This window comes from Parasutterella secunda, from assembly GCF_024733725.1.
In the GTDB taxonomy this organism is placed as follows: domain Bacteria; phylum Pseudomonadota; class Gammaproteobacteria; order Burkholderiales; family Burkholderiaceae_F; genus Aphodousia; species Aphodousia faecalis.
On record NZ_JANRHP010000001.1, the window covers coordinates 322722 to 348984 of the forward strand.

Consider the following 26263-nt stretch of genomic DNA (forward strand, 5'->3'; position numbering starts at 1 on the left):
TTCGTGAAACTTCTACCATTATTTAACAAATAAAAAATTCTGCTTCTGAGACTTATTCAGTTTAAATCATTTCAAATTTCAGTTCAATTCTTTAGTCGAAAGTTAGGCTTTGGAAAAAGACTTCGAAACAGAAAAAACAGCTTTACAGTAGCCAACTAGTTCAAACTACAGGTGCAGGAGGACTCCAAAGAAAATCGCATTTCTAACAGTGTCTAAAACCTTCAACGATGTCGAGTATGCTCTTTATTGTATCTAAGAGCATCAATTTTATTTCTAATCCTTTTACAAAAGTAATGAGGAAAGAATAAAAATATCAAAATAAAGAAAGACTTAATTTGGGAATAACCTAAAATACTTCTGTACATATGAATATTCCCTTTTACTAATTTCAACTTATTCGAAGATAGCGATCCCTGAACTGATCTATACTTCCAAAGTGGTCTATTAATTGCATAGGCATAGCCAGTTTTCTTAGTCACATTAATCCAGGTAGCCCAGTCCTCCGACACTTCGATTGAAGGCATATATACCTTTCCTAAACTCTTGATATCAATAACTACACCCGGAGTGCCAACATTACAATCTACTTTCATACTTGAATATGAAATTTTTATCGGTTTAAAGCTTACTCCTGTAACATTCAAATTCTGATCCGCATATTCAAAGGCAGAAAAGCAGAACTCCACATTATTACGTAGCATGAAATCAATTTGGCTCTCTAACTTGTCTGGATACCACCAATCATCAGAGTCAATAAAAGCTAGAAAGCGTCCTCTAGCTTTATTAATCGAATTATTTCTCGCTATTGCGGCACCTGAATTCCTTTCCAAATTAAATAAATGTATTCTCTTATCCCTTTTCACATAACTACTTGCAATATCACGACTCTTATCAGTAGAACAATCATCTGTTATCAATAATTCCCATCTCTTATAAGTTTGAGCAAGAACTGATTCAATCGCATCACTCAGGAATTTTTCAGAGTTATACATCGGCATCACTATAGAGACTAAATCGTCTCCGATATTAGGGTGTTCATTCTTCATATGTCAATCCACTCTTTGCCGATTTAGTGAAAAAGTGCCTTTAATATGATAATAGAGGGCATACCAAAAGGACATTTCATGTTTGTAAAGAGGCCACTTTGCTATGCAAAATTCAAAAGCATACAGCCATGCTAATGGTCGACCTAGAATTTTAGAGGTACTATATCCCCGATTTAAAAAAAAATTTTTATTAAAACTTGAAAACCACTTCGACTCACCTTTATGTATGGTAGCTATTATGTTTGGAACATAGTAGATCTTTAATTTTTTTTTCAAACAGTCAAACAAAAATTTATTTTCTTCACCTCCTCCGTTACCAGTACCAGATCCCATTGTTGGATCGAACCGTATATTCTGATCGACTATTGAGGTTCGTTTTACAGCAATTTGAGGGCTACAACTTTTCAGGGCACCCAAATAACCAATTCTTTTTTCTTTAGTTGGAAATTTTTTTTCTGAGTAGTTCAACGCAAATGTAATAATGTCTGCATCTGGATGCATCTTAAAGGCTTCTGAAATTATTTCTGCATAACCTGTGACCATTTCCTCGTCATCATCAACAAAAAGTAAAACATCACCTGTCGATTCGGCAATAGCCTTATTACGACTATTTGAAAGTCCAGACTCTTCCGTACATATGTATCTACAATTGTGTTCGATATTTTTTTCGTCTTTAAATTTAAACGTTGAAACCTGTTCAAATGATGTTTGGTTAACAATTAATACATCGGTTTTGGCCTTGCAGAACTGCAGAGTCTTCACCGCTCCTTGATTCATGCATGATACTAGTAATTCAATTCGGAGAGGTAAACTTTCTATTGATTGCTCAGTCATAAGGCTTCTTGATAAAAAATAAGTTTTTCTCTTTGTTAATGCTGATGACACTCAATATTATTCCAAATTTTGAACCTGCTCTCGCATCTTTTCGATGTTAACCTTCAAAGCCAAAGATGTCTGCGTCATTTCAATAGCCGCTGCCTTACTGCCCAAGGTGTTCGCCTCACGATTAAGTTCCTGCATCATGAAGTCAAGCTTCTTGCCCACTTCGCCACCTGCACTCAATAAGCGTCTGACTTCTTTCACATGCGTAAGCAACCGCTTCATTTCTTCATCCACATCAAGCTTAATGGCATAAAGAATCACTTCCTGGCGAATGCGGTCGCTCACTTCTTCACGTGTCAACGTAGAGCGCTCCACCAGCGTTTTAGATAACGCTTCTTCTAAACGCTCTTCTAACCTCTTCTGGATGTTTTCAATGATTTGCGGAATCTTTGGCGCCAGTTCATCAACCGTCTCAACAATTCGATCACAATAGCTATTTAAAACCACCGCCAATGCTTCACCCTCACGCTTCCTGGCTTCTAAAAAAACTTCTAATGTTTTATTAAGACCGTTCAATACCTGAGTTTTCAATACATCAAAATCAATACTTTTAGGCGCCAGAATTCCCGGGAAACTTAAAATTTGAGAAACTGTCAAGGCTCTGACATCCGGTTGGATTTTCTGAACCTCGGCTTGAAGGGAAAGCAAGTTAGTCACAGCGGTTTGATTCAAGGTCTGCTCACAGACAGCTTCGCCCACCCATTGCATTCGGCATTCAATCTTTCCTCGTGCCACATTTTTGGCAATCACCACGCGGATATCGCCTTCCATAAAACGAATTTCTTCAGGCAAACGCATGGCGATTTCCTGATAGCGCGAATTAACGCTTTTCACATCAATCGCCAATAATCCCAAAAGCGTTTCTATCTGAAGATGGGCAAAGCCCGTCATACTGTTAACCGACACTTGATTTCCTTGATTTGATTCAAAAAATGGCAATCCTAATTGTAAGACATCACAATGATAAAGACCTCTTTTGTATAAATAAGCCTTTAAATTTTCATCTCCGTCATTAAAATCTTGCCCTCACACGCAGCACCCACGTAGTTTTTTACACTTTTCGTCGTTTAGAAAAATGCAAAGCATCTACGCCTATAACCTAATAACAATACTTAACTGCGCGCGAGCGAAGTTCCTGGCTCACAAAAATCATAACCTTTCTTCTCTTTATGACGTGCCGTTTCATGTGCTCGATGATCTTGAAATCGAAGACGTCACCAAAGTAATCGGTCTATATCCGATTCCGTTCTTTTCACTCAAAGCCAGTCATTCCATTCAAAAATCTGAGGAAATCAGCGCTATTCGCAACATTTGGCGAGGCATCCATTTATTGGATCATTCTCATGCTCTGACTTTGAATTTAAAAACTAAAGAGATGAGCGATATTCATGAGTCGTTTATTCTCACAAACAATTATTGGTCCATTCTTGAAAGTAAGCATCCGGACACAATCTCGACGATTTTATTTTCACTCAAAAAAATCGGAAGGGCTGATAATTCAAACAATTTGCCCCCCCCCGACACGAAGCCTTACCTTCAAGCTTTGATCGAATTTTAAAGACAAGACTTCCTCACGCCATTGTGTCAGCTCTGACAGGCATCGAGGACAAAGTAATCAAACACCTTCGACATAAGCTCCCCTTTCAACCCAATGTGTTAGCCAAAACACTTGTTCAAAAGCGTGTACTGACGCGACACGCGTTTAATCGATACGCTCTTTTCATCGCCGTTTGCATTTATGAAATTTTGCTTCATAACGGTCAGACACCACTGGAGGCTTTCCTAAACACTGTTGAGGCGATTGAACACTCGCCAACGATTAATGCGAACAAATCCGATGACTGTCACTTACCGCTAAACCTTTACCATTGGTTAGTCGCTCACGGCCATTTCCCGGAAATCAATACTGAAATACATAAAGTGGCAACGCCGGAGTTTTTTCCAGAAAATTTCAGTTTCCTTTTCGATTTTCGCTGTCGAAATCCCATCCCCGTCATCCGGGAAATGGGAATTTTCCCTATTCCCACGTCATTGGATCCGGAACATAAAAGACTGCTCATTGCCATCAATTCGGCAATTCAGACACGATCATGCTTAAAAGTAACCCACCGGCGTAGCCGGTGGTTCTTCATATGCGCCTGAAAGGCTTGGGTACCAGCCGCGCCCAACTAGGCGCATATCGGTCTGTCATTCGCATTCCATTACCTGCCACCCGTAAACGGGTCTCCCTCATACGACAGACTCAGCTGCTCTCCCAATTTATCTTCTTCTAGCTGTTGCCTGATATAGGTTGCTATCTTCTGTGTATTTTTTCCTGTGGTATCAACGTAGTACCCTCGGCACCAAAATTGCCTGTTCCGATATTTGAATTTCAGATTCCCAAACTGGTCGTAGATCATTAAACTGCTTTTGCCTTTCAAATACCCTATCACCGCTGCCGCTGACATTTTCGGCGGAATTTCCAACAACATATGAATGTGATCCGGACAACACTCCGCTTCTACAATTTTGATTCCTTTCCATTCACACAATTTCCTTTAAATTTCTCCTATCGCTCGTCTTTTCTCTCCGTAAAAGACCTTACGACGATACTTCGGGGCAAACACTATGTGATATTTACAATTCCATTTGGTGTGCGCTAAGCTTTTGAGATCACTACTCATGTGATAACTCCTCTCAATTGTTTAACAAGTTGCGTTTGACAGACCGCATACTTGTTTTATCAAATTGAGAGGAGTTTTTTTATTGAGGACAAGTACGCAAAGCTTTAAGCTTTTTTGAACTCCCCAGCCTAGCTGGGGGTTTTCTAATGACAAAAAGTCCTTCATCAATACTATGAAGGAGCCTTTCAATGATTCCCTTTTTCTCAGCAAAACGCCCGGAGACATCAAAAGGTGAGCATTTGCCGTCTTACCTTCGGCCTATTGATTGTGATACTTTTTTGCAAGAGCAAAACACTTTAATCAAAAGACTCAAAGTCGCCTATTCCGATACAAGCAGTTGGGAAAGTCATATCCTGCCATGCCTTAAGGCGCTCGCCTTAATGTGTGGACGCCTTCCCTACACCTCCAACACAATTTTTAGTAACGAGAACGGACTTTTCCGAGCTAGCGTCAGTGCCGCGACCTATGCGATAGAAATCATGGAAAGCACAGTGCAGCTTGAGAAAAACATCATGGCTCAACATATTCTTCAAGGCAGGCTTAAGGCCGCCGCTACCTTGGCCGCTCTATGCGCTTTTTTGGACGTTTTTGACAAAAAACTCGCCATCACAGAAAAAGACATAAATCAACAATCTTCATTTTTTCAAATTAGTGAAGTCAGTCACGTCAGCCATCTGTCTTATGAACCCCTCGCCATGCCATACGTCACTTGGGTAAAGAAAAAACTTAAAAAAAAATCCCCAAGTTGAACTTCAGCTTAACTGGAATACACAAGCACCCGCTATTAACGAGAAGCGCCAATATTCACGCCTTTTCTACGCCAGACACATCCTGAAGGAAGAAACATTATCCTGGCTAAGTAACGCCGGGCGACTCCCCCTTTTTGAACTCATGAAATGCTTGACTGTCGACACGGATGTCGAACACTTCCCCTCATCAGTCGTCAAAGCCAGAGACCTAGGTGTCTACAGAGCTTGCCTTTTAGAGCGGGAAAGAATCGGAGTAAAATTGGGAGAAATTCTCGAACCTGAAGGATGGCAGGAAACCCTTATCCGTATCCTCCGAGCACGCATTTTTAACGATTGGGAAATTAACGCCAAAGACAGTCCTTTAAGAAAAGGCGCTGACGGTCTCTTTTTATTTTGGCCTGACGTCTGTCCGATTCTTGTTGAGGATATTAAAAATTTCGGCTTAACGGATCTTCCGACAGATCCTGATATTTGGGTCGGCTGCCTTTTAAAAAGCGGTATCACTCTGCCATCAAAAAAAGGAAACTCAACCTGTTGGATCGCCGTCACCCCAAACGCAAAACCCAGAGCGGCGGTAAAACTCTCAGACACCTACTTTTTTTCTAGCGGTCTTGTTCTTCAAGCGAAAACCATCAAGCGCGACTTTGAGACGGATCTTAATTCAGAACAGTCCATGGCTCTATCTAAACTCACTCGCGAGATTCTTGAAGCCAGTGACATGTCATTCACTCAAAAACTACCGAGTGAAAAAAGCAAAGGTATAGAACTCTTTTGGCATTTCCACTTTAAAAATAAAGAAACGGCTATTGATCCACCATTAGAGAGCGTTGCCGAAACATTAACTCAGACTCCCTCTATCATCACTGAAGTCTTAATTGATGAAGGCATTTTCATAGGAGAAGATTTTCCGTTATCGGACGATATTTCTTTCGAACGACTTTTTATTACCCTTTTAGCCGCCAACGTCATCTATCAAACTGAAAAGAATGAACCGCTCTGGGTTACTCACAGCGGCAAGACCGGAAGCGCTCAAAGAGGTGTGATATTAAAGCCGGGAAACATTCAAGTGACTTATAACGGTCAAACACTAAGTTTTAAGGATGTTTTTGAGCTTATTTACCATCGATCTCCCGGTCCAAACTTCAAGTGCTTTCAGTCCGACAACAAACAGGCTGACCAGCTAAGTTTAAATTTTGGTGAGGAGGCGGGCGATGAATAATGCGCGCAAAACCTCTCAGACTTTTGAGCGCTACGACTGTTGGCGCCCGGCTTACGAAGGATGGGCACTGCTCGGCTGGGCTTTCGGTTTTGGCTGGGTCACTTCCCTTTATTTCTCTGAACGTCTGCCCTTCTCGTGGTGCGTGATCTTATGGGGACTATGTCTCATTTTCTTAATCCGACGCGCCTTGGAAACTCTAAAAGTGTTAACCGCAAGAGCCTACCTATCAGGTTCTCGAATCAGTTTAATGACCTTTGAAGAGCTTGCCAAAATCATGAAAGGTCACAAGCATGATCTATGGTTGGGACATGGTTTTCGGTGGTGGCCTGAGCACTCCCAAAAGCTCTACGAGCTTATGAAATTGGATTGGACGAAGCTTCAACTCTCTCCGTGCCTGACAAAGCTATTAACCCATAACTCCGTTCTACCTGATGAGGCCGCGGGACTGCCGATTATTCATGGAGTTGGTGACAGCGATGAGTCATTATTTAGGCCTTTGAAAAATTTTAAAGGCGGATTGTGTCTTTGCGGAACAACGCAAGCAGGAAAGGGGGTTTATTTAAGCCACTTAGTTGCCCAGGCAATCGCCAGAGGCGATGTTGTGATTGTGATTGATCCGAAACATTCCTCACGCTTAAAAGACAATATTCTTCATGCTTGCCGGGCCTGTGGGCGAGATGATCCGCTCACCTTCCACCCTGCTTTCCCCGACAGCGGGATTCGTCTTGACCCAATGCACAGTTTCACCAATGCCACAGAAATTGCCTCCCGGATTCGTCAAGCCTTTCCACCCAACATGGATGAAAGTTTCGCCAATTTCGCCTGGATGACAGTAAACGCCATTGCTCAAGGTCTTATCGCTTTGGAAATTCGACCGACACTTCCGTTAATCGCTAAATACGTGAAACTTGGCATTTACGACCTATTAGAACCTCTGTTGGAAAAACATGCCAGGGAACATGCGGAAACTGATTGGCAAAAACGCTATTGGGAGCTCAAAGAAAAGGCGGGACGCCCGCCCCTACCCACGATTTCGGAAAGATTGATAGTGCTTGTCGCACTGTATGAAACCGAGATTCACCAAAAAGCTCCGGATTCCGCAATCGACGGGTTAATTGAGGTTTTTCGCCATAACCGCGAACACTACTCAAAAATCACGGCCTCTCTTTTACCCATACTTTCCATGCTGACAACAGGGAAATTAGCTGAAAGTCTTTCGCCCTCCATCTCCGACCCTCATGACACACGACCTGTCATGAATTTAGAAAAGATCATTGACGGAGAACACGTTCTTTATATTGGGCTTGACTCCATGCCAAACCCTCAGGCTGTTTATTTTCCCCATTTTCCCTTGATCATCTATTTTCAATAGTAGCCACCAGACTGCGAGTTTGTGTGAGATCTGATGACCGTTTTTTAGCAAAGCAAAAATTTTTTATTAAGCGTTTTCAACATCACACTGCATCACCTATTTCAGGCGCCATGGTTGTCGTTTCCGGCATCGCAATGGTCAATCCGTTAGAAGTATCAAAACGAACTTTCGTTCCCAGCCTGATTCCTTTGATTGCCCTTGCACTAACCATTGTTTAGAGACATTGAACTGGTGAGTCAAAGATAAGACTCACCGGTCATTTTTTCTTAAATAACTTACGTAATTGGCTGATTTCAAATATCCCAAATGGAATTGACGACCTGCCCTTCCATCACATAGGGTTCCGGCGTCATTGAAATGACAGAAGCCATAGCAGAATTTTTAACATTTTTCTTGAACGCCTCAAGACCTGTTAGTTTCTTAGAAGAAACAGTGATTGAACTTTTTATCTCGATTGGATAATAAACACCCGAATCATGGATCAATAGATCGACTTCAGCTTTTTCAAAGTCGCGATAAAAATAAAAAGAGGGGCTCTTCGCGTTATGAACCCAACTTTTTAGTATTTCCGATATGACAAATGTCTCAAAAATTGCACCACGGTTATAGTAACGGGACAATTCTTCAGATGACTGAATGTCAAGCAAGAAACAGACCAATCCGGTATCAATAAAATAGATTTTTGGGGATTTAACCAGACGTTTTTCGATGTTTTCGTAAAAAGGCGGCAACAAGAAAACCAGACCACTCGCTTCAACGATGGATAACCAGGCCTTTACTGTAGGCAAATTGATGCCGCAATCCTTCGATAGATCTGAATAATTGAGTTCTTGTCCTGAACGATTTGCTAACACTGCCAAAAACTTTTGGAATTCCAGCCGTTTTTCAATGCTATTGAGTTGGACAACATCGTTAGCTATATAAAGGTTAATGAGTTGGTCATAAAAGATTTCTCGGTTATCGTTGTCCGCCCGTAAAACATCAGGTCAGGCTCCCTGAAAAATAATGTCCCATGTCTCAGAAACAGTCTTTGGTTTTAGCAACCTTGGCAGATTTAAACTCGGGATATAGGGTTTTTGAGACAAGCCTAAACCTTGTCTCTCATAGATAGAAAAGGGCATCAAGTCAAAGGATGCCATTCGGCCAGGCAGTTTATCTGCCACCTGAGACCAAAGTGACAGACGTTGCGATCCTGATAACCAGACCAATCCTCTGTCTTCGGTTTCATCAAACGCAGCCTTTAATGCCGGAAAAAGCTCCGGTGCCCACTGCACTTCATCAATGGTAACAGGAGGAGGATTAAGGACTAAAAATTCTTCCGGTGCTTCTTTGGCCATTCTTAAGAGACGAGAATTATTAAGTGTCAAGTTACGTCTCTGCTCACCAATTTGTTTGAGCAATGTACTTTTACCCACTTGGCGCATGCCTGAAAGCATTACACCTTTATAGAAAGCAGACTGTTTAGGTAAAACGTTTTCTATTGTTCTGTGCAGATATTTCATTTTCTTTAAATTTCTGAATATATTTTATATATTTTCTAAAAATATTTTTCAGATTTTATGAAAATTTTCTTTCGTTTTTGATAACTTCATCGGAAACAGAAAAATCAAACCCACAACAAAGAACATCCCCGTACACAAAAGAGCCAAGCGTTGATCGTTACTTGTCACCCAAGTAATCAGTCCATAAGTCATCGGACCAATGATATTGGCTACCCACAGCGCCATATTCCAAAATGAATAAAATGCCGCGCGGTCTTTTTCAGGAGCAAGAACACCAACCAAAGCGCGACCTGCTGACTGGCTTGATCCCATCGCAATACCAGCCAAGTTTGCAGCGACCCAAAAAAGCGCTTTGGTTTGAGCAAAATAAGCCACGCCCACCATGGCTATCCAAATAAAAAGCGTCACGATCAAGGCATTTTTGTGACCAATACGATCCTCCACATAGCCAAAAGCAAAGGCTCCGATTGCCGCGGTGATGTTAACGAGTAACACAAGGAGAATCGTTTCATCCGGCGTAAACCCCATGGCTTGATCGGCGTAGACCGCAGCCAGTGTCACCACAACGGCGATTCCGCCTTGGAAGAAGAGACCGCTAGCTACCAACCACGCGAAATTGCGGTGAGCGGGCAAGCTTTTGAATGTTTTAATAAGACTGGCTTGAGATTCTTTAACCAAAGACCAAAATGATGATTGGGTTCTGGGCACGGCTCTTTCTTTTAACCATAAAGCAAGAGGCAGGGCTGCGATAAAAAAGATAACCGCCGTGATGAGCATAGTGTAGGGGACATAATCCTCAGCGGTAAATCCCTTTGACTGCATAGCCAAAACGACAGCCAAGCTTAACCCCAAAGTCAAAAGACCACCACAATACCCAAAACTCCATCCCCAACCGGAGACTTTCCCAATGGAGCGGTCGTCGGCGATTTCGGGCAAGAAAGCAGAATTAAGCGTCTCTCCGACGTTATAGGCGAAATTACTGACAATGACCATAAGAACGGCCCAGACAATCGTACCGGTGCCGGTAAAAGCCAAACCGACGGTGCCCGCGATACAAATCAAACTCATCAGCACCGTCCAAAACTTTTTATTGGCTTTAAGGTCAGTGGCCGCACCAATAAGAGGCATGGAAACAATAGCCAAAATATTGCTTGCCGCAATGACCGTTGTCCAAAGAAGTGTCGCCCAAGAAGCCTCTTCACAAATCACACTGACAAAATAAGCATTAAAAACCGCTGTGAGAACAACGGTTGTATAGCCGGAATTCGCAAAATCAAAGGCCGCCCAAGAGAGCACCTCACGGCCTGAAACGCCTTCTTTTAAATGCTTAAGTGAAAATAGCGACACTCTTGGATCCTTTACACATGGGCTAATGTTCTGATGTGGGCAACAACCGCTCTTGAAAGACTCCGAGGCTCATAGCCGCCTTCGAGCACGCTGACGATTTTTTCATCACAAACGCTACGCGCGATATCATCAATGATTCGTGTGATATGGGCATAGTCCAAATCAGAGAAATCCAATCCCGACATGGTATCGGCCATATGAGCGTCAAAACCAGCCGAAATTAAGATAAGCTGCGGATGACACTCACGAATCAAAGGCTCCCACTTGGAACGAATCACCTCACAAGCAGCCTCTCCTCTGTCACCGGCCGCAAGCGCAAACTTGTGAACATTAGGCGCCAAACTCTCAAGCTTCGGATACGGAAAAATCTCTTTTTCAAAAAAAGAGAAGAAATGAATACCCTCAAGCCCAACCAAAATATCCTCAGTCCCATCTCCATGGTGCGCGTCAATATCTAAGACTGCCATTCGCTCAATGCCCAAAACCTCTCTTGCGTAAAGCGCCGCAATCGCCACATTGTTGAAAATACAAAAACCTTCCGCTTTATCTCGATGAGCATGATGACCCGGTGGGCGCACACAACAAAACGCATTGGTGAGTTTGCCAGAGTGGACTTCATCAAGCGCTTCAAGTACACAACCCGCGCTTTCTAATGCGGCCGTCCACGAATCACGGCTCACAATCGTATCTTCACTGATATGAACCAATTCACCTTCTTTTTGGGGAACCAAAGAACGAACATGTTCGATGTATTGTTGATCATGGGCTCGTAAAAGATCCTCAAAAGAAGCCTGGCGCTCCGTCTGTTTCCGACAAAAAGCGCTTTCCAAACCTGAAGCAACCAACCGTTCCTCTATCGCTCGAATTCGCTCAGGCGAATCCGGACTCGAGAATCCTGTGATGTGGCGATAACATGATTCGTGGGTAAATAGACCTGTTGACACAAATAATCCTTGTTTTTTCTTTGATTTTAACCGTTAGCCATAATTAATTCGTCAATCTATATCGAACAAAATCGTATTTTTCGCTCGATTTGTTCGATATACCGAACAAAATTTCTATTTTTTTGCCTTTTCGTTCGATATATCGAACAGATTTTGGTTATCTCACCAACCCCTCTCGAAAAGCCGCAATCTTTACTTTAGAATTTAGAGCCAAGTTGTTTTATTTATTAATTCGCAAATGAAACGCCTGCTCGACATTGTTATTGTCTTATTGGTTGCGCCTCTAGCTATTTTCTTATCCATTTTTGTCGCCATTGCCATTAAGCTCGATTCTCCCGGGCCTGTTGTTTATTGGTCCACCCGTGTCGGGCAATACGGTAAACCTTTTCAAATGCCCAAATTCCGATCGATGGCTGTCGGTGCTCCTGTATGCGAAGCTGAAAAAAATCCAGAAACACAAAGCTATATCACAAAGGTTGGCGCTTTTATCAGAAAAACAAGTTTGGATGAACTTCCCCAACTGTGGTGTGTCTTGAAAGGCGATATGTCTTTAATCGGTCCCCGTCCGGTTCTGCCCATTGTGACTTCTGTTCTTGAAATGAGAAAGGCTGCCGGCGTTGATCGATTAAAACCCGGTATTTCAGGTTGGGCTCAAGTTAATGGCAGAACAACAATCACAGATGAAGAAAAGGTGGCTTTGGATACTGAATACCTTCATAAACAATCCGTTTGGTTTGATTTAAAGATCATGGCACTGACTGTTTTAAAGGTATTGGAACGAGAAGATATCGTTCGATAATTAGCACCTAATTATCTGCTGTAACCTTTTTTGGATTTTTTTCGACTGGTTTTGTAACGTTTTTTAAATTTTTTAAGCGTTCAAATGTTACGTTTTTCGAATTTATAGCTTCTTCTCAGATTTAAAATGGGGAGTCCCCCCGCTGAAAGGACTCCCCAAACTAACGACTTACACGTTAGCTAAATTCAGTCTTCGTCAACTTTTTTCGGTTGAGCTTTAGCGGCTTTTGCTTGTGCTTCAAGTTTAGCCAAGTACTCTTCCGTAATGTCGCCGGTAATGTACTCACCGTCAAAGCATGAACATTCAAAGCGCTCGATGGCGGGATTCATATCATGAAGGGCAGACTTTAAGTCTTCCAAGCGTTGGTAAACCACGGCGTCAGCTTCAAGAATCTTGCAGACTTCATCATCGGTCTTGCCGTCTCCGCAAATGAGTTCCGAGCGAGTCGGCATATCGATACCGTAAACATTCGGGAAGCAGACACGAGGGGCGGCGCTCGCCACAAACACTTTCTTCGCACCGGCTTGTTTTGTCATACGAACAATTTCATGCATCGTCGTGCCGCGGACGATGGAGTCATCCACCAAGAGCACGTTCTTGTCCTTAAATTCCACGGCCATGGCATTTAATTTCTGACGAACGGTCTTTTTACGAATGGCCTGGCCCGGCATGATGAAGGTACGACCCACATAGCGGTTTTTAATGAAACCTTCGCGATAAGGTAAGCGCAAACGTTGGGCAAGCTGCTGGGCCGCGGGGCGCGAGCTATCGGGAATCGGCATCACAACATCAATTTCATCCACAGGAATCCTGCGGGCCACTTCGTGAGCCAAGTATTCACCCAAACGCAAACGGGCACCGTAAACCGAGATACCATCAATGACGCTATCGGGACGGGCGAGATAAACGTATTCAAATGCACAGGGAACAAGTTGGGCGTGTTCTGCACATTGGGCCTGATGGATGTCACCCTTCATGTCAACCCAAATGGCTTCGCCCGGTGCAACGTTTTGAAGTGTTTCGTATTCTTGAGCCTCAAGAACATCAGACTCGGAAGCAAAAATAACATCTCTTCCCGTCGACGTTTCTTTTGTACCGTAGCAAAGCGGACGGATACCGAAGGGATCACGGAAGGCAAGCATGCCTTTGCCGGCAATTAAAGCGATACAAGCGTATGAACCTTTGACGCGTTTATGAACACCTTTAACGGCTTCAAAAACGATTTCTGGGGAAATCTTGCTATTGAGCGTCAGGCGGGATAATTCATCCGCCAAAACATTAAGCAGCACTTCCGAGTCACTCGTTGTATTGATATGGCGGCGGTCAGAGTCGTAGAGCTCTTGCTTGAGGGCTTCGGCATTGGTGAGGTTGCCGTTGTGCACAAACATGATGCCGTAAGGGGCGTTGACATAAAACGGTTGGCTTTCTTCATTGCTGTCAGCATTACCCTGTGTGGGATAGCGAACTTGACCCAAGCCGCTATTGCCTAACAAATCTCGCATGTTGCGCGTTCTGAAGACATCCCGCACCAAGCCCATTGCTTTATGAATGTGAAAGGTCAATCCGTCAAGCGTGGCAATACCAGCCGCATCCTGACCGCGGTGTTGCAACAAAAGCAACGAGTCATAAAGCCGTTGGTTGACCGGCTCATGAGAAAAAAGACCTACAATCCCACACATTTGATAGCCTCATCGGTTAAAAATTTAAAAATAGTCCCTTCTCAATAGCTTTATTTGCGAAGCTTGGCGATGGAATCCGGCATCATCGGCATCATCCAGTCAATCACATTTTCAGCCAAAGGAATACAAACAGAGTGTCTCCACATTTGAGTGGAGGTTGCGCTCGTCATGCCGGCCAAAAACACCACCGCACAGACAAAAACCACACCGCGCAAAAATCCGAACACACTTCCGAGCACGCGATCCTCGGCGCTAATACGAGCCACTTCAAGCATTTTGCGCAAAATCGTTCCTAAGAGTCCGATAGCAAAGACGCAGGCCACGCAGATTAAGACCGCAGCAATAATTGTCCGAATGGCAGGGCCTAAGCTTTCAAACGGAATGAGCCCCGCCAACTCAGGCGAGAATCGGATCGCAAAAACAATCCCGATCACCCAGCCCACAATCGATAAAATTTCACGCACAACACCCCGTGTCACCCCAACAACCGTGGAGAGAACCAACACAATAATGATTGCCCAATCCAATTCATTCACGATTAACAGTCCTTATCACTTGTGTCCGCTTTCGCGAAGCTTTTGCGCTATCACGTCTTCACGGGTTGATTTCAACAAATCCGCCAAGGGATCGTCACTGGCACTCTTCTTAGGTGAAACCTTTTGAGTAGCCTTCGGCGCAGTTTCTTTCTTTACCGGCTGGGTAGCTTTTGCTGCCGTGGCAGGTTTGACAGCCTTCGGCTGAGCCGGCGTGGAGTTTTTTACCGGCTGCGATTTAGCCTTTGCTGGCTGCACTGCAGGCGTCTTTGCTTTTTGCTCTTGAGAGCGACTGTGGGCTTCCTGCGCCGCACTCTTTAGCGTTCGCGTGGGCGCAATACGGTTCATATCACGCTTGGCGCTTTCTTCCACCTGAACAGGCATGTGTGAAATTTTTCGGCTATCCAAAATCTTGGCAACCCGTTCGGCTTCTTCTTTTGTCTTAAAAAGGCCCAAGCGCACTCGCCACAGTGTTGCTGACTTCTTTTGAACCTTCACGGAATAGACCGGTAAGCCCATTGCCTGATAGCGCGCCATCTCGCGCATCGCTCCGGCTTCACTTGAGGTGGCTAACACCTGAATGTAAAGCGAGCCTTCCGTTGAGGGGGCGTATGTTTGCGCCTCATTTTGTTTTTGATCCAATTCCGGCGTGGGACGAGCCTCCGGGGCATCCTTAACAACATTGGGTTTTGAAAGATCCTTCAATGCGCTTTGATCAGCCGGCATGGACACTGCCGGCCGATTATTAACCGGAAGTTCCATTTTGTAGAAAGGCTCTTTAGAAATGGGAGGAATCTTTGTCTCAGCGTGCCGGTCACTTTGAATAGCAGGCTCTTCAAAGAAAATTGGTAACACTGTTGCCAAGGCGGCAACCAACACGACAGCTCCCACCAAGCGATGGCGAAACTTTGCCTTCACTTGGCTCACCTCAAGCTCCTTATCTTCGGCAAGGTGCTCAAGACCCACCTCAACGCCTTCTTGAGGTGACTTCCAGAACGCTTCTTCGTTGGTTGGTTTATTGGACTCTTGCATTTGTTTGAACAAGCGGCAGGGCCGCGGTTACTGTCACAAAGGAACCGAAGATAATGATTGTATCAATGATCGATGCCTGACGCTTTGCAAGGTTAAACGCCTCTTCAACGCCTTCGCATTGCGTGATTTTTCCGTCTTCAACACCCGCTTCAAGCATGACTTTATGCAACACGTCCGCATTTGCTCCACGGGGTCCCGGCAAACCGGTGATAAACCATTCACCAATCACTTCAGACATGATTTTCACCACATCGATCATGTCCTTATCCGCAAGCATTCCAAAAACAGCTATAACTTTGCCCTGCGTTTTAACATCTCGAATATTTTGAGCCAAAACGTTTGCCGCATGGGGATTATGACCGACATCCAAAATAACGGTCGGATCCGACTGAACCTTTTCAAATCGTGCGGTTATGCGAACCGTTGTCAAACCCTTTTCAATAGCAGCTATCGTAACCGGCAATTTATCCATCAAGGAAGCAATCAGAGCAAGGACGCCAGCAGCGTTGTCCATTTGATTACGACCGCAAAGGGCCGGTCGGGGTAAATCCCAGTCATTGACGCCCATCTTAAAACGCATACGACCGCAGTCTTCTTCGGTAACGGAAAAATCTTTACATGCGATGACAAGATTTGTCTTTAAAGCCTTTGCGTACTGTAAAAGTTTGACCGGGGGATTTTTATCCGCGCAAACAGCCGGGTGTCCTTGACGATAAATATGAGCCTTTTCCCAACCGATGGCATCTCGCGTATTGCCCAAATAGGCCTCATGATCAATGCCGATGGTCGTGACAATGCTTGCCGTTGATTGAAGAGCATTAATCGCATCAAGCCTTCCGCCCAAACCGATTTCCAAAATCACCACATCGGGTTTGGCTTTTTGAAAGACTCGGAGAATACCTAAGGCCGTGAATTCAAAATAAGTCAGAGGCATCCCCGCTCGAGCTGCTTCCACTTCTTCAAAAGCTTGAACCAACGGGCCATCTTCAACAATCGCGCCGTTAATTTGAGCCCGCTCGTTAAAAGAGAGCATATGCGGAGAAGTGTGCATGGCGGTTTTGTAGCCAGCCGCGCGATAAATAGCCTCAAGCATGGCGCAAGTGCTGCCTTTACCATTGGTTCCGGCAACAGTGATCACCGGACAATCAAAATGGATATCCAGGCGATCAAGCATCTTTTTCATGCGCGTAAGACCCAACTCAATCACATTTTCAGGATGTGACGAAAGAATGTAGTCCAACCATTCATTTAAAGTATCTTTACCTTGAGACATTTCCGTGTCCAAAAACAACGCGACCACGCCGCAAGCGTGGTCTCAAGTGCGTCTTTAAATTTTAGATCGTTCTCAATCGAATCATTCGGCGTCCGTAATACGCTTTCTCATGAGCATCGCCATGATTTCAGCAATGTTAGCACGCATTTCACGACGATCCACGATCATATCAATAGCGCCCTTCTTGAGCAAGAATTCCGAGCGTTGGAAGCCATCGGGCAACTTTTCACGAACCGTTTGCTCAATCACACGGGGACCGGCAAAACCAATCAAAGCACGGGGTTCTGCAATCACCACATCGCCCATAAAGGCAAAGCTAGCGGAAACACCACCCATCGTTGGATCGGTTAAAACCGAAATAAAGGGTAATTTTTCACGTGCAAGACCGGCAATAGCAGCCGTCGTTTTAGCCATTTGCATCAAGGACATCAACCCTTCTTGCATACGAGCGCCGCCCGAAGCCGCAAAACAGATGAAGGGGCACTTCATGCGTGTGGCTTCTGCCACACCGCGCACAAAACGTTCACCGACAACCGAACCCATTGAGCCACCCATAAAGTTAAATTCAAAGGCGGCCACAACAACGGGTAAACCACGAAGCGTACCGCGCTTAACAACCAAAGCGTCCGTTTCACCTGTTTTTTGCTGAGCTTGCGCTAAACGTGCAGGATAGGGTTTGCTGTCCACAAACTTTAAGGGGTCTGTCGGTTGCACTTCTTGAGTGATTTCCACCTGATTTTGCGCATCCAAAAAGTTTTCTACGCGCTCACGAGCTCTAATGCGCATATGATGGCCACACTTCGGGCAAACCATCAAAGAATCTCTCAACTCTTCGGTATAAAGCACTTGCTCGCAACTCGGGCATTTTGTCCAAAGCCCTTCAGGAATAACACTTTCCTTCTTTTCGGGGTGTTCTGAATCCGACTTATGAATGCGAGGCAATAGCCGATCAATCCAACTCATAGAAGAAGTCCTTCAATACAATTCTGTACAAATAATACGATTTGGGATTTTATCAAATCTAAAGCTGTTAACGAATGCCATATTTTGGTTATTTTCTCAAGACCAACAACGTGCACCTTGCCCCTGTCTATCAATTAACTCCACACAGCTTTAGCTGTCAAGAGAATTAGGCAAGAATCTAAAAACTGTCAACTAAACCAGGAAATCGTTCAGAACTGTCAACCGATTTCACGACAAGTCACTCTTTTTCATTTTCAATTAAAAAGTCAATTTTTTGATTTTCCTGATTACGCCAATGATACAAAGGCCATCCTCAATGCAGATCTATTTCAGGAGCAATTTGATTTTGTCTATTGCACTATGAATATTTGGCTTATTTAATTATCTATTTTTTTGTCTACTATCTATACTATCACATTGATTTTAAATGATTTTTATTATTTCATCAGCTGTGACCAAAGTGTCGGACTATAACTGGGCAGCTGAGGGGCATTAGGATATTTCACCCCAACAAGATAAAGGCCTCCAGCGGCAAACGTAGGGGCGGCGACCGTACGGTCACAGGCTTCTAAAACATCGTTGAACCACTGTACGCTTTGCTTTCCCGTACCAACATAAACCAAACTGCCAACGATATTTCGAACCATATGGTGCAAAAAAGCATTGGCTCGCAGTCGAATGCCGATCATGTTGCCGCAACGCTTAACTGTTACTTCGTGGATTGTTCTGATGGGGCTTTTTGCCTGACACTCTGATGCTCTAAAACTCGTGAAATCGTGCTCGCCTAAAAGACACTGAGCCGCCTCCTGCATTTTCGTTTCGTCACAAGGTCTAAAGACCCAACCGACGAACCCCTCCATCAAAGGGGATCTCACAGGATCATTTAAAAGCCAATACTCATACGTGCGCTCAGTAGCACTGAAGCGGGCAGAAAAATCATCGCAAACTTCGCAAGCCCAGCGCACAGCTACAGTTGGAGGCAAAAAGGTGTTCACTCCGCGCACCCATGCGGTAATGGGTCTTGAAACCGGGGCTTTGAAATCCACCACTTGATGCGTGGCATGCACACCGGCATCAGTGCGCCCCGCGCAGATAGTAGAAATCGGCACTGTCGCAAAAGCTTTCAGTGCCGATTCCAATGTGTCTTGAACGTTCGGCATATCGGGTTGGGTTTGCCAACCGCAAAATGCCGAACCGTTATATTGAACGCCTAAAGCAATTCGCATCAGACGCGCTCATGAACTTGCTTTAAAAGGGCTTCGGCTTGTGCCTTATCGGCAGGACTGCCTTTTTGAAGCACTTCTTGCAACAAGGCGATGGCTTCATTCTTCGCTCCAATGGAGATAAATGAACGAGCCATGTCAAGCGAATCCTTCATGCCGTGATCATCAGCAGCGGCTGCCTTCTGCTCTGCTTGAGCCGGCGTCGGCTGAACTTGCACCGGTTCGTCATCGGCGACCAAATCAAACACATTAGCGCTTGCAGCTTGTTGGCTTGCTGGCTTTTGTGCGGCGGCAACTGTTGCTGTCGGCGCTACTGAAGCAGGCTGCACAGCTGGACGCGGTTCGACACGAGGTTCTTCGTGAGGAGCGTGGCTTACACTTTCAAAGGAACTTGTGGGCGCAGACGGCTGAGCGGCACGCGGTGCCTGAGGAGCCTGACGAATCGTCGGCTCTTCATGAACCGGAGCCTTACCCTTATTCATCACTCGTTTAAAGGATTGGAAATCCACATAACGGCCTTGCTTCGTGCGCCAATAAATAAAGCCCGCAGCACCCAACATCAAGACAATCAAGAGATACCAGAACCAAGAAGTCGACTCTTCTTCAACCGGCACCTCTTCTTCGGTCATGATTTCTAATGTCGGCATTGCTTCTTGAGGCGAAGTGCTTTCTTGAGCTTCAACCGATTCTGAAACGGAAGGCGGATTTTCAGGGATAGCCTCTACAGGAGCCTCAGAAGTAGCAGAGACATTTTCCGCCGGCTGCTGAGCCTTATCCGTAGCCGTCAAATCACCATTTTGAGGAGCAGGCGTTGCCGGTGCGGGTTCGGCCGCCTTCACATCACTTTGAATCTCTTCTTTGGTCACCGGCAAATGCTTAACCGGTGCTGTTTGGATAGAGGGCAACGGTTTCTTGTGTTTTGGAGCCTCTTGTTTGACCTTTTTAATGGGAGCCGGACGTTGGGCGACTTCTTCAATACTCAAACCCTTTTGAACGATTTCTCGAGCCGTCTGAGCATTAATGGATTCAACCAAAGACGCTGACGGTGCCGTCACTTTAGCGCCCGCCTTTAATTGCCTGACATTGCCGGCAGGGAAGGCTTCCGGATTGTGAATGGCCAAAGCAACCAACACTTGATTAACACTTGCGTTGGGGTAGCGCTTTTGATAGAGAACCCCCAACGACCACGGAGTGTAACCGGCTTCTACAAGAACGGGTTTACTTAAGTCATAATTTTTCGCCTGCATGCGCTCAAGTGGCGTCATTTCAGTCTTGGTCGCAGGAGCCGGAACAGAAGCCTTAGCCGCAGAAGCGGTTTTTACTGCGGGTTTAGACTCAGAAGCGCTCTTTGCCACAGGGGCGGCAGCGGTAATGGGCGCGGCCGCCATCGACACCACTTCAACCGGTTCAACACTGCCAGTCGCTCCGACGTGAATATTGTATTGGCGAACTGTAACGTGGCCCCCTTCGTTTAATTCCACCAAAAGCGGGAAAGCACGTTCCACAGCCGGACGGCTCGAAGAAATTCGTAGCGTTAAAGGAGACTTATTGATTAAAGCCAAGTTAAGACCCTTGGCGGTTTCAGGCATCGTAATGCCGTACTTAGAATAAGTTTCCGCAGGAGCCAATCGAGCCGTAAGCGACGATCCTGTAGGCGATACATCATGAACTAAAAAAGTAGCCTGAAAATTCTGACTGGCTTGGCTTGTTACTTGCAATTGTCCCAAATAGGCCGCCTGAGCTGTGGCACCCACTGCAAGCATCACACCTAACACCAATGCTTTTTTAGAAAAACTCTTCATTTGCCGGCTCCTAAACCCATTGTTTGAAGTCTTTTGAGTCAATCACAATGGGCCTGATATATAAAACCATCACTATCTGGAATCATTGTCAATAATGATTCACGTATACTTGTCGCATTTTAAAGAGATCCCATTGTTTTTTGGGGATTTTTAACGACTGGGAACAAAAAAATGTCTGTTGATCGCCAATGGCTCATTGATGCCTTAAGTGACGCGCTCGAAGCGTTGTCTGAAACGGTAGAACGTTTGGAAGATGAAAGACTGGATCCAGAAGAGATCCTCCTTGATGATTTGGCTAATGTCTACGCCAGGCTTAATTTTGCCGTCAACACTGCAGAAACCGGCCCCGCCGCCATTGATACAACGGACCACGATGAGCTTATTCAGTGGCCCGAATGCATGCCCTTTGATAGAGACGAAGACTCTCCTCAAATGTCATAGCGGGGCTTTAAGTGACGAGGGCGTAAGCCCATCACAATAAGTAATCCGAAATAAACAACAAGGGCCGCGGCTATGTAAAGGAAGACGAGACCGGCACGTTTTAACCATTCACTTTGCATACCGGCCCAATCCACTCCCTGTTGCAAAAACGCAATAGTGGCACCCATTGCCACGGTTGCCACAACAATTCTCACGCACCACATCAGCCACCCTGAAATAGGTTGGTATTGTCCTCGGCGAATCAGGATAACTAAAAGAGTCAACGCGTTGATGCAGCTGCCCACACCGACAGAAAGCGCCAGTCCCGCATGAGCGAAAATGGGAACAAACGCGACGTTGCAAAGCTGCACACACACAAGACTCAGCGCCGCCACCTTAACGGGCGTGCGGATGTCTTTTCGAGCGTAAAAGGCAGGAGCCAAAATTTTGATAGCAATAAGCCCCAATAAACCAAACGAGTAACCCATCACGGCAAGGCTTGTTTGGTGTACATCAAAGACTAAGAAATTTTTCCCTTGATACAAAAAGGCAACCAACGCTTCGGCCATCAAACCTAAACCAACAGCCGCGGGAATGGCCAAAAGGACAACGAGTCTTAAGCCATTATCAAGCAAGGCGTTGTAGCGAGTGAGATCATTTTTGGCAAACGCGGCCGAAAGACTCGGCAGCAGCACTGATCCTAATGCGACTCCGAGAAGCGCGGTCGGAAATTCCATCAGACGGTCCGCAAAGGAAAGCCATGTCACAGAGCCCGTCCCCAAGCGAGAAGCAATATTGGTGTTAATCAAAAGAGAAAGCTGGGCAACGCCAACGCCAAAAAGCGCAGGAATCATTAACTTCATCACACGGATGACGGAAGCATCCTTAGCTGCCTTAAACGGATTGACGGGGCGAGGCAAAACTCCCAGTTTCATTAAAGACGGAATCTGAATTCCCAACTGCAGCACGCCCCCTACAATCACTGCCGCGGCTAGCGCAAAAATCGGCTCATCCAAGTGCGGCGTCAAAAGCAACGTAAAGACAATGAAAGAAAGGTTCAGCAAAACCGGGGTGAAGGCTGGAATGGCAAAGTGCTTCCAGGTATTGAGCACACCCGCGCTCATCGCCACCAGGCTCATAAAGAAGATATAGGGGAACATCCACCGGGTCATTTGGGTGGCAAGATCAAAGCCTTGGGGATTTTCTGCCAAGCCACCTGCAATTAACCAAACCAAAACCGGAGCGATTAGAACACCAAGGATACTGGTGAGAACAAGGACACTCGCAAGAAGGCTAAAAACCTTATCGATAAAACTTCTGACTTCCGTCTCGGTTTTTGTTGCCTTAACATCGGAGAGCATCGGGACAAAGGCTTGCTGAAATGCGCCTTCAGCAAACAAACGCCTAAGCATATTGGGCAGGCGGAAAGCCACATAAAAGGCGTCAGTAGCGGCACTTGAACCAAAATAACGTGCAATCAGCATATCGCGTACAACACCTGTTATACGAGATAAAAGCGTCAAAGAGGAGACGGTGGCGGCTGCTTTGATTAAACTCATTGTTCAAATTCCCAAAATATCCTGTGCATTGTATTCGATCTTGAGCAAAAACTTCATTAACCGCTTGAGAGGTTTAAAAGTTTTTGCTAAACTTTGGGACTTTTCCAAGGGAGTGTTCTTCGTGGACGTGTGCGCATGCCCGAAAGAACCGTAAAAATCCGTTGGAAATGAACTGATTCATCAGCCGCTTCCGACTCTGTGCTGCAAGCGTATTTCAATGCTCAATGCCTTTGAAAGCGGCTGTAATTAACAGCCGTAACTTTTTATATAAGGCAAGGAACTAACAATGGCTAATACCAAACAAGCTCGTAAGCGCGCCCGTCAAGCTGTTGCGCGCAACCAGCACCTTTCTGCTCAACGTTCTCAATACCGCACCGCCATCAAGGCCGTGCGTAAATTGGTTGTGGCTGGCGACAAGGCCGCCGCTTCTGAAGCTTTCGTGAAGGCTCAAAAGATCATCGACACGATGGCCGGTAAGAACGTTTTGCACAAGAACGCCGCTGCTCGTCATAAGAGCCGCTTGGCCGCTGCTATCAAGGCAATGGCTTAATTCTTTAAGTTTAGAAGCTTAAAACACCAACGGGGTTGACTTCTTAGACAACCCCGTTTTTGTATCTGCAAGAATTTTTCGAGAACGATCTTCTCTTACCGATCACTTTTCAATTTCGTAAGGCCAGTCAATGATGCCGCCCATATCATAAACGTGGGTGTAGCCAGCCGCCTGAAGTTTAAGCATGGCATAGTGACTGCGAACGCCGGATCGACAATAGATGATAATTGGGTGATCCAAATCCTCCGGTAAAGATTCCGGTCTCACTCCTTCTTCAATATCATCGTTATCAAGCAATACCGCTCCGGGGATATGCCCCCACTCGTATTCGTGAGCGTGTCTGACATCAAGAATGAGGAGCTTATCGCCCAATTCTTGCATCATCTTTTTGCCTTCTTGAGCCGTGATGGCCATACCGGTTACTCCCCTTTAAATTTCACTTTCAAAACGCCGACGCCCTGCACGCCGCCCTCTAAAACATCACCGGGATGAACCGTACCAATGCCGGCAGGCGTCCCCGTCATGATCAAGTCGCCAGGTTTTAATTCATAAAGAGTAGACAAATAGCTGATGATTTCAGGGACTGTCAAAATCATCTCTGCGGTCGTTCCCTCTTGGCGCTTTTCGTTATTGACATAAAGCCATACTTTCATCGGTTCATTATCGGGGGTTCGGGAAGCAGGCTTTACAGCCGTCATCGGAGCCGATTCATCAAAGGCCTTTGCGGTATCCCACGGTTGCCCTTTGGCGCTACTTTTTCTCTGGAGGTCTCGGCGCGTCATATCAAGACCCGCCGCATAGCCCCATACATATTCCATGGCATTTTCAACAGGAATATTGCGACCGGTCTTGCCGATAGCGACCACTAATTCAATTTCATGCTGAAGGTCTTCTGTGGCCGCGGGGAAATCCAATTCCAGTGTTTTATCAGCCGCTGCATAGTTACGAGCCACACCGTAGATGCGATGAATAGGGAAGTAGAGGTTTGTTTCGCCGTCAATTGGCAAAACCGGCATAGGAGTAGGAGCAAATAAAAAAGACATTTTCAATACCCTATTGAAAAAGGGGACAGCTCATTAATAAAAGCCATCCCCTGTTTAGCACAAAACGATTAGTTTTCGTCTCTGACCGGACGCACCGGATTGGGTAACCCACGAACCCAGAGATAGAACTGATAGACGTAACCGCTTACCGCGTAGCAGCAAAAAACGATAAAGGCTGATAACGACGGGTTGCTTGAGAAGCAAATAAATGCAATGGCCGCCACAAGCACAACCCAGAACGGGATCGTGCGAACAAAACCCATATTTTTACCGCTGAAAAACGGTGCATTAGAAACCATTGTCACACCGGCGTAGATACAGAGAACGGCCGTAATATGGGGAATATACTGTGTCAAAGTAGGCGTCAAGTGACCGGAAACCGCAAGCCAGACAAAACCCATCACCAAGGCTGCACCGGCAGGGCTCGCCAAACCTTGGAAAAAGCCCTTATCAATAAAACCGATGTTGGCATTAAAACGAGCCAAACGAACACCGGCTCCGGCACAGAAAATAAAGGCCGCTGCCCAACCCAATCCACCGAAATCCTTGAGCGCGAATTCAAAGGCAATCAAAGCCGGGCAAACACCGAAAGCGGTCATGTCCGCGATGGAGTCAAACTGTTCACCAAAGCTACTTTGTGTGTGCGTTAAACGAGCAACACGTCCGTCCATACCGTCTAAAAGCATGGAAAGGAAAATGGTGGCCGCTGCAATACCAAATTCTCCAGCCATTGCCTGAGTAACACCCCAGAAAGCACAAATCATGGATGCCATCGTAAAGGAGTTAGGCAAAAGATAAATACTGCGGGCACGGGCCTCTTTAATACGTTCCTTAATATTTGCTCGAGGAGAACGACGAATTTTTCGCATGATAAAACCTTTCTCTCTTTACTCGCTCAATTAAGCTTTTGGAGCCAATTTGGCCAAAATGGTTTCGGTGCCAAGTACCTTTTCACCGATGGTGACGCAAGGCGTTGCATCCGTGGGCAGATACACATCCAGGCGGCTGCCGAAACGGATAAAGCCGTAACGTTCACCCTTAGATAATTGATCACCCTTTTGGATATAACAAAGAATACGGCGTGCCACAAGACCAGCCACTTGAACCACTGTGATACGGTTACCGTCATTGACACGAACGATCACCGCGTTGCGTTCATTTTCAGTACTGGCCTTATCTAAATCGGCATTTAAGAATTTGCCCGGATAGTACTGTACATCTTCCACCGTCCCATTAACGGGGAAACGTTGACAGTGAACGTTAAAGATATTCATGAAGACGCTGATCAAAATGGCTTCTTCATTGGTAAACGGATCAATCGTTTTTTCAACCTTCACAATTTGCCCGTCTGCGGGAGATAAAACAGCTTCAGGCATAGCCGGAACGGTGCGGGGCGGATCACGGAAAAACTGCGTGACAATAATGAAAAATATCCACAACAGCGCAGCTACAAAACCAAATCCGGCCAGTGCCGTCCACAAAAGAGCTAAAAGAAAAGTACCACCGATGTAAGGCCAACCTTCACGGGCCAAAATGGGGTGTGGGTACTTTTGATTCATGAGTCTGATCTCCGTGACTAAATTCAAACTGCCAATTGTACGCTATTGGCAAAGAGTTTCTGCTTTTTGCTCATGTTAACCGCAAATGATTTTTATTGGCGCAT

Annotated in this window: 28 protein-coding genes and 2 pseudogenes; 9 read left to right on the top strand and 21 right to left on the bottom strand. The window is 45.4% G+C overall.

What is annotated here, in order from left to right:
- Positions 1–221: 221 nt before the first annotated feature.
- Genes NW199_RS01470 through NW199_RS01480 form a run of 3 tightly spaced genes read right to left on the bottom strand, consistent with a single transcriptional unit; the run spans position 222 to position 2834 of the window.
- Positions 222–1046, bottom strand: a complete 825-nt coding sequence (locus NW199_RS01470) for a glycosyltransferase family 2 protein (RefSeq protein WP_258333402.1) — start codon at positions 1044–1046, stop codon at positions 222–224.
- 3 nt (positions 1047–1049) lie between these two features.
- Positions 1050–1880, bottom strand: coding sequence for a glycosyltransferase family A protein (locus NW199_RS01475; RefSeq protein WP_258333403.1), 831 nt, complete (start codon positions 1878–1880; stop codon positions 1050–1052).
- A gap of 57 nt (positions 1881–1937) precedes the next feature.
- Complete coding sequence (locus NW199_RS01480) at positions 1938–2834, bottom strand: YicC/YloC family endoribonuclease (protein ID WP_258333404.1); 897 nt, start codon at positions 2832–2834, stop codon at positions 1938–1940.
- Between the two features lie 169 nt (positions 2835–3003).
- On the opposite strand from NW199_RS01480, the gene NW199_RS01485 reads away from it, so the two are divergent.
- Positions 3004–3486, top strand: a complete 483-nt coding sequence (locus NW199_RS01485) for a hypothetical protein (RefSeq protein WP_258333405.1) — start codon at positions 3004–3006, stop codon at positions 3484–3486.
- A gap of 95 nt (positions 3487–3581) precedes the next feature.
- The gene (locus NW199_RS01490; protein WP_258333406.1) at positions 3582–4070 is read left to right on the top strand and encodes a hypothetical protein; all 489 of its coding nucleotides are present in this window, start codon (positions 3582–3584) and stop codon (positions 4068–4070) included.
- A 59-nt stretch (positions 4071–4129) separates the two neighbouring features.
- Here NW199_RS01490 and tnpA read toward each other — a convergent pair.
- A pseudogene (tnpA, locus tag NW199_RS01495) lies at positions 4130–4591 on the bottom strand (IS200/IS605 family transposase).
- 188 nt (positions 4592–4779) lie between these two features.
- Here tnpA and NW199_RS01500 point away from each other — a divergent pair.
- The 4 genes from NW199_RS01500 (at position 4780) to NW199_RS01515 (ending at position 8149) form a co-directional block, all read left to right on the top strand.
- Complete coding sequence (locus NW199_RS01500; protein WP_258333407.1) at positions 4780–5340, top strand: hypothetical protein; 561 nt, start codon at positions 4780–4782, stop codon at positions 5338–5340.
- 142 nt (positions 5341–5482) lie between these two features.
- The gene (locus NW199_RS01505) at positions 5483–6559 is read left to right on the top strand and encodes a hypothetical protein (RefSeq protein ID WP_258333408.1); all 1077 of its coding nucleotides are present in this window, start codon (positions 5483–5485) and stop codon (positions 6557–6559) included.
- Positions 6552–7931, top strand: coding sequence for a conjugative transfer system coupling protein TraD (traD, locus tag NW199_RS01510; RefSeq protein WP_258333409.1), 1380 nt, complete (start codon positions 6552–6554; stop codon positions 7929–7931). The genes NW199_RS01505 and traD overlap by 8 nt, the downstream gene beginning before the upstream one ends.
- A 23-nt stretch (positions 7932–7954) precedes the next feature.
- The gene (locus tag NW199_RS01515) at positions 7955–8149 is read left to right on the top strand and encodes a hypothetical protein (protein ID WP_258333410.1); all 195 of its coding nucleotides are present in this window, start codon (positions 7955–7957) and stop codon (positions 8147–8149) included.
- Between the two features lie 75 nt (positions 8150–8224).
- Here the strand turns inward: NW199_RS01515 and NW199_RS08845 are convergent, their stop codons facing one another.
- From NW199_RS08845 to NW199_RS01535, 5 genes and pseudogenes are all read right to left on the bottom strand, one after another.
- Positions 8225–8590 carry a DUF4143 domain-containing protein gene (locus tag NW199_RS08845; protein ID WP_507237022.1) on the bottom strand — a complete coding sequence of 122 codons (366 nt, stop codon included), beginning with the start codon at positions 8588–8590 and terminating at the stop codon, positions 8225–8227.
- Positions 8570–8905 (bottom strand): annotated as a pseudogene (locus NW199_RS08850) (DUF8612 domain-containing protein); the annotation flags it as partial. The gene NW199_RS08845 and the pseudogene NW199_RS08850, both read right to left, overlap by 21 nt.
- Before the next feature lie 12 nt (positions 8906–8917).
- Positions 8918–9433 (bottom strand): AAA family ATPase, encoded by a 516-nt coding sequence (locus NW199_RS01525; protein ID WP_258333411.1) that lies wholly within the window; start codon positions 9431–9433, stop codon positions 8918–8920.
- Between the two features lie 48 nt (positions 9434–9481).
- Positions 9482–10780, bottom strand: coding sequence for an MFS transporter (locus tag NW199_RS01530; protein WP_258333412.1), 1299 nt, complete (start codon positions 10778–10780; stop codon positions 9482–9484).
- Positions 10781–10791: 11 nt separating this feature from the next.
- Positions 10792–11724, bottom strand: a complete 933-nt coding sequence (locus tag NW199_RS01535; protein WP_258333413.1) for a histone deacetylase family protein — start codon at positions 11722–11724, stop codon at positions 10792–10794.
- 238 nt (positions 11725–11962) lie between these two features.
- Here NW199_RS01535 and NW199_RS01540 point away from each other — a divergent pair, with 238 nt between their 5' ends.
- Positions 11963–12523: a sugar transferase gene (locus NW199_RS01540; protein WP_258333414.1), complete on the top strand. Its 561-nt coding sequence runs from the start codon at positions 11963–11965 to the stop codon at positions 12521–12523.
- A gap of 185 nt (positions 12524–12708) precedes the next feature.
- On the opposite strand, the gene purF is transcribed toward NW199_RS01540, so the two are convergent.
- The 7 genes from purF to NW199_RS01575 all read right to left on the bottom strand — a co-directional run bounded on the left by purF (position 12709) and on the right by NW199_RS01575 (position 21028).
- Entirely contained in the window at positions 12709–14202 is a 1494-nt protein-coding gene (gene purF, locus NW199_RS01545; protein ID WP_022473721.1) for an amidophosphoribosyltransferase, read from the bottom strand.
- 50 nt (positions 14203–14252) lie between these two features.
- Entirely contained in the window at positions 14253–14738 is a 486-nt protein-coding gene (locus tag NW199_RS01550) for a CvpA family protein (RefSeq protein ID WP_258333415.1), read from the bottom strand.
- Between the two features lie 15 nt (positions 14739–14753).
- A complete protein-coding gene (locus NW199_RS01555; protein WP_258333416.1) occupies positions 14754–15767 on the bottom strand; it encodes an SPOR domain-containing protein in 1014 nt (337 codons plus the stop codon).
- Positions 15751–17040: a bifunctional folylpolyglutamate synthase/dihydrofolate synthase gene (locus tag NW199_RS01560; protein WP_258333417.1), complete on the bottom strand. Its 1290-nt coding sequence runs from the start codon at positions 17038–17040 to the stop codon at positions 15751–15753. Before NW199_RS01560 ends, NW199_RS01555 begins: the two co-directional genes overlap by 17 nt.
- Positions 17041–17121: 81 nt before the next feature.
- Positions 17122–18003 (bottom strand): acetyl-CoA carboxylase, carboxyltransferase subunit beta, encoded by an 882-nt coding sequence (gene accD / locus NW199_RS01565; RefSeq protein ID WP_249091934.1) that lies wholly within the window; start codon positions 18001–18003, stop codon positions 17122–17124.
- A gap of 437 nt (positions 18004–18440) precedes the next feature.
- Complete coding sequence (truA, locus tag NW199_RS01570) at positions 18441–19229, bottom strand: tRNA pseudouridine(38-40) synthase TruA (protein WP_258333418.1); 789 nt, start codon at positions 19227–19229, stop codon at positions 18441–18443.
- A complete protein-coding gene (locus NW199_RS01575) occupies positions 19229–21028 on the bottom strand; it encodes a FimV/HubP family polar landmark protein (RefSeq protein WP_258333419.1) in 1800 nt (599 codons plus the stop codon). The genes truA and NW199_RS01575 overlap by 1 nt, the downstream gene beginning before the upstream one ends.
- A 171-nt stretch (positions 21029–21199) precedes the next feature.
- On the opposite strand from NW199_RS01575, the gene NW199_RS01580 reads away from it, so the two are divergent.
- Positions 21200–21469, top strand: a complete 270-nt coding sequence (locus NW199_RS01580) for a hypothetical protein (protein WP_258333420.1) — start codon at positions 21200–21202, stop codon at positions 21467–21469.
- On the opposite strand, the gene murJ is transcribed toward NW199_RS01580, so the two are convergent.
- Entirely contained in the window at positions 21457–23007 is a 1551-nt protein-coding gene (gene murJ, locus NW199_RS01585) for a murein biosynthesis integral membrane protein MurJ (protein ID WP_258333421.1), read from the bottom strand. The genes NW199_RS01580 and murJ overlap by 13 nt on opposite strands.
- A 286-nt stretch (positions 23008–23293) precedes the next feature.
- Here murJ and rpsT point away from each other — a divergent pair, with 286 nt between their 5' ends.
- Complete coding sequence (gene rpsT, locus NW199_RS01590) at positions 23294–23557, top strand: 30S ribosomal protein S20 (RefSeq protein WP_022473730.1); 264 nt, start codon at positions 23294–23296, stop codon at positions 23555–23557.
- A gap of 102 nt (positions 23558–23659) precedes the next feature.
- Here rpsT and NW199_RS01595 read toward each other — a convergent pair whose 3' ends face one another.
- From NW199_RS01595 to NW199_RS01610, 4 genes are all read right to left on the bottom strand, one after another.
- A complete protein-coding gene (locus NW199_RS01595; protein WP_249091939.1) occupies positions 23660–23971 on the bottom strand; it encodes a rhodanese-like domain-containing protein in 312 nt (103 codons plus the stop codon).
- A gap of 5 nt (positions 23972–23976) precedes the next feature.
- The gene (locus NW199_RS01600; RefSeq protein WP_258333422.1) at positions 23977–24600 is read right to left on the bottom strand and encodes a fumarylacetoacetate hydrolase family protein; all 624 of its coding nucleotides are present in this window, start codon (positions 24598–24600) and stop codon (positions 23977–23979) included.
- Positions 24601–24668: 68 nt separating this feature from the next.
- Positions 24669–25469, bottom strand: a complete 801-nt coding sequence (locus NW199_RS01605) for a CDP-alcohol phosphatidyltransferase family protein (RefSeq protein WP_022473733.1) — start codon at positions 25467–25469, stop codon at positions 24669–24671.
- A 30-nt stretch (positions 25470–25499) separates the two neighbouring features.
- Positions 25500–26159, bottom strand: a complete 660-nt coding sequence (locus NW199_RS01610) for a phosphatidylserine decarboxylase (RefSeq protein ID WP_022473734.1) — start codon at positions 26157–26159, stop codon at positions 25500–25502.
- Positions 26160–26263 lie beyond the last annotated feature (104 nt).

Excerpts from the sequence above, each read along its gene's own strand:
- NW199_RS01600 (WP_258333422.1), bottom strand. The coding sequence starts at position 24,600 with ATGTCTTTTTTATTTGCTCCTACTCCTATGCCGGTTTTGCCAATTGAC.
- accD (WP_249091934.1), bottom strand. The coding sequence starts at position 18,003 with ATGAGTTGGATTGATCGGCTATTGCCTCGCATTCATAAGTCGGATTCA.
- NW199_RS01505 (WP_258333408.1), top strand. The coding sequence starts at position 5,483 with ATGAAATGCTTGACTGTCGACACGGATGTCGAACACTTCCCCTCATCA.
- NW199_RS01580 (WP_258333420.1), top strand. The coding sequence starts at position 21,200 with ATGTCTGTTGATCGCCAATGGCTCATTGATGCCTTAAGTGACGCGCTC.
- truA (WP_258333418.1), bottom strand. The coding sequence starts at position 19,229 with ATGCGAATTGCTTTAGGCGTTCAATATAACGGTTCGGCATTTTGCGGT.
- NW199_RS01475 (WP_258333403.1), bottom strand. The coding sequence starts at position 1,880 with ATGACTGAGCAATCAATAGAAAGTTTACCTCTCCGAATTGAATTACTA.
- NW199_RS01605 (WP_022473733.1), bottom strand. The coding sequence starts at position 25,469 with ATGCGAAAAATTCGTCGTTCTCCTCGAGCAAATATTAAGGAACGTATT.
- murJ (WP_258333421.1), bottom strand. The coding sequence starts at position 23,007 with ATGAGTTTAATCAAAGCAGCCGCCACCGTCTCCTCTTTGACGCTTTTA.
- NW199_RS01540 (WP_258333414.1), top strand. The coding sequence starts at position 11,963 with ATGAAACGCCTGCTCGACATTGTTATTGTCTTATTGGTTGCGCCTCTA.
- rpsT (WP_022473730.1), top strand. The coding sequence starts at position 23,294 with ATGGCTAATACCAAACAAGCTCGTAAGCGCGCCCGTCAAGCTGTTGCG.
- NW199_RS01485 (WP_258333405.1), top strand. The coding sequence starts at position 3,004 with ATGCAAAGCATCTACGCCTATAACCTAATAACAATACTTAACTGCGCG.
- NW199_RS01575 (WP_258333419.1), bottom strand. The coding sequence starts at position 21,028 with ATGAAGAGTTTTTCTAAAAAAGCATTGGTGTTAGGTGTGATGCTTGCA.
- NW199_RS01610 (WP_022473734.1), bottom strand. The coding sequence starts at position 26,159 with ATGAATCAAAAGTACCCACACCCCATTTTGGCCCGTGAAGGTTGGCCT.
- traD (WP_258333409.1), top strand. The coding sequence starts at position 6,552 with ATGAATAATGCGCGCAAAACCTCTCAGACTTTTGAGCGCTACGACTGT.
- NW199_RS01500 (WP_258333407.1), top strand. The coding sequence starts at position 4,780 with ATGATTCCCTTTTTCTCAGCAAAACGCCCGGAGACATCAAAAGGTGAG.
- NW199_RS01525 (WP_258333411.1), bottom strand. The coding sequence starts at position 9,433 with ATGAAATATCTGCACAGAACAATAGAAAACGTTTTACCTAAACAGTCT.
- NW199_RS01470 (WP_258333402.1), bottom strand. The coding sequence starts at position 1,046 with ATGAAGAATGAACACCCTAATATCGGAGACGATTTAGTCTCTATAGTG.
- purF (WP_022473721.1), bottom strand. The coding sequence starts at position 14,202 with ATGTGTGGGATTGTAGGTCTTTTTTCTCATGAGCCGGTCAACCAACGG.
- NW199_RS01555 (WP_258333416.1), bottom strand. The coding sequence starts at position 15,767 with ATGCAAGAGTCCAATAAACCAACCAACGAAGAAGCGTTCTGGAAGTCA.
- NW199_RS01560 (WP_258333417.1), bottom strand. The coding sequence starts at position 17,040 with ATGTCTCAAGGTAAAGATACTTTAAATGAATGGTTGGACTACATTCTT.
- NW199_RS01595 (WP_249091939.1), bottom strand. The coding sequence starts at position 23,971 with ATGGCCATCACGGCTCAAGAAGGCAAAAAGATGATGCAAGAATTGGGC.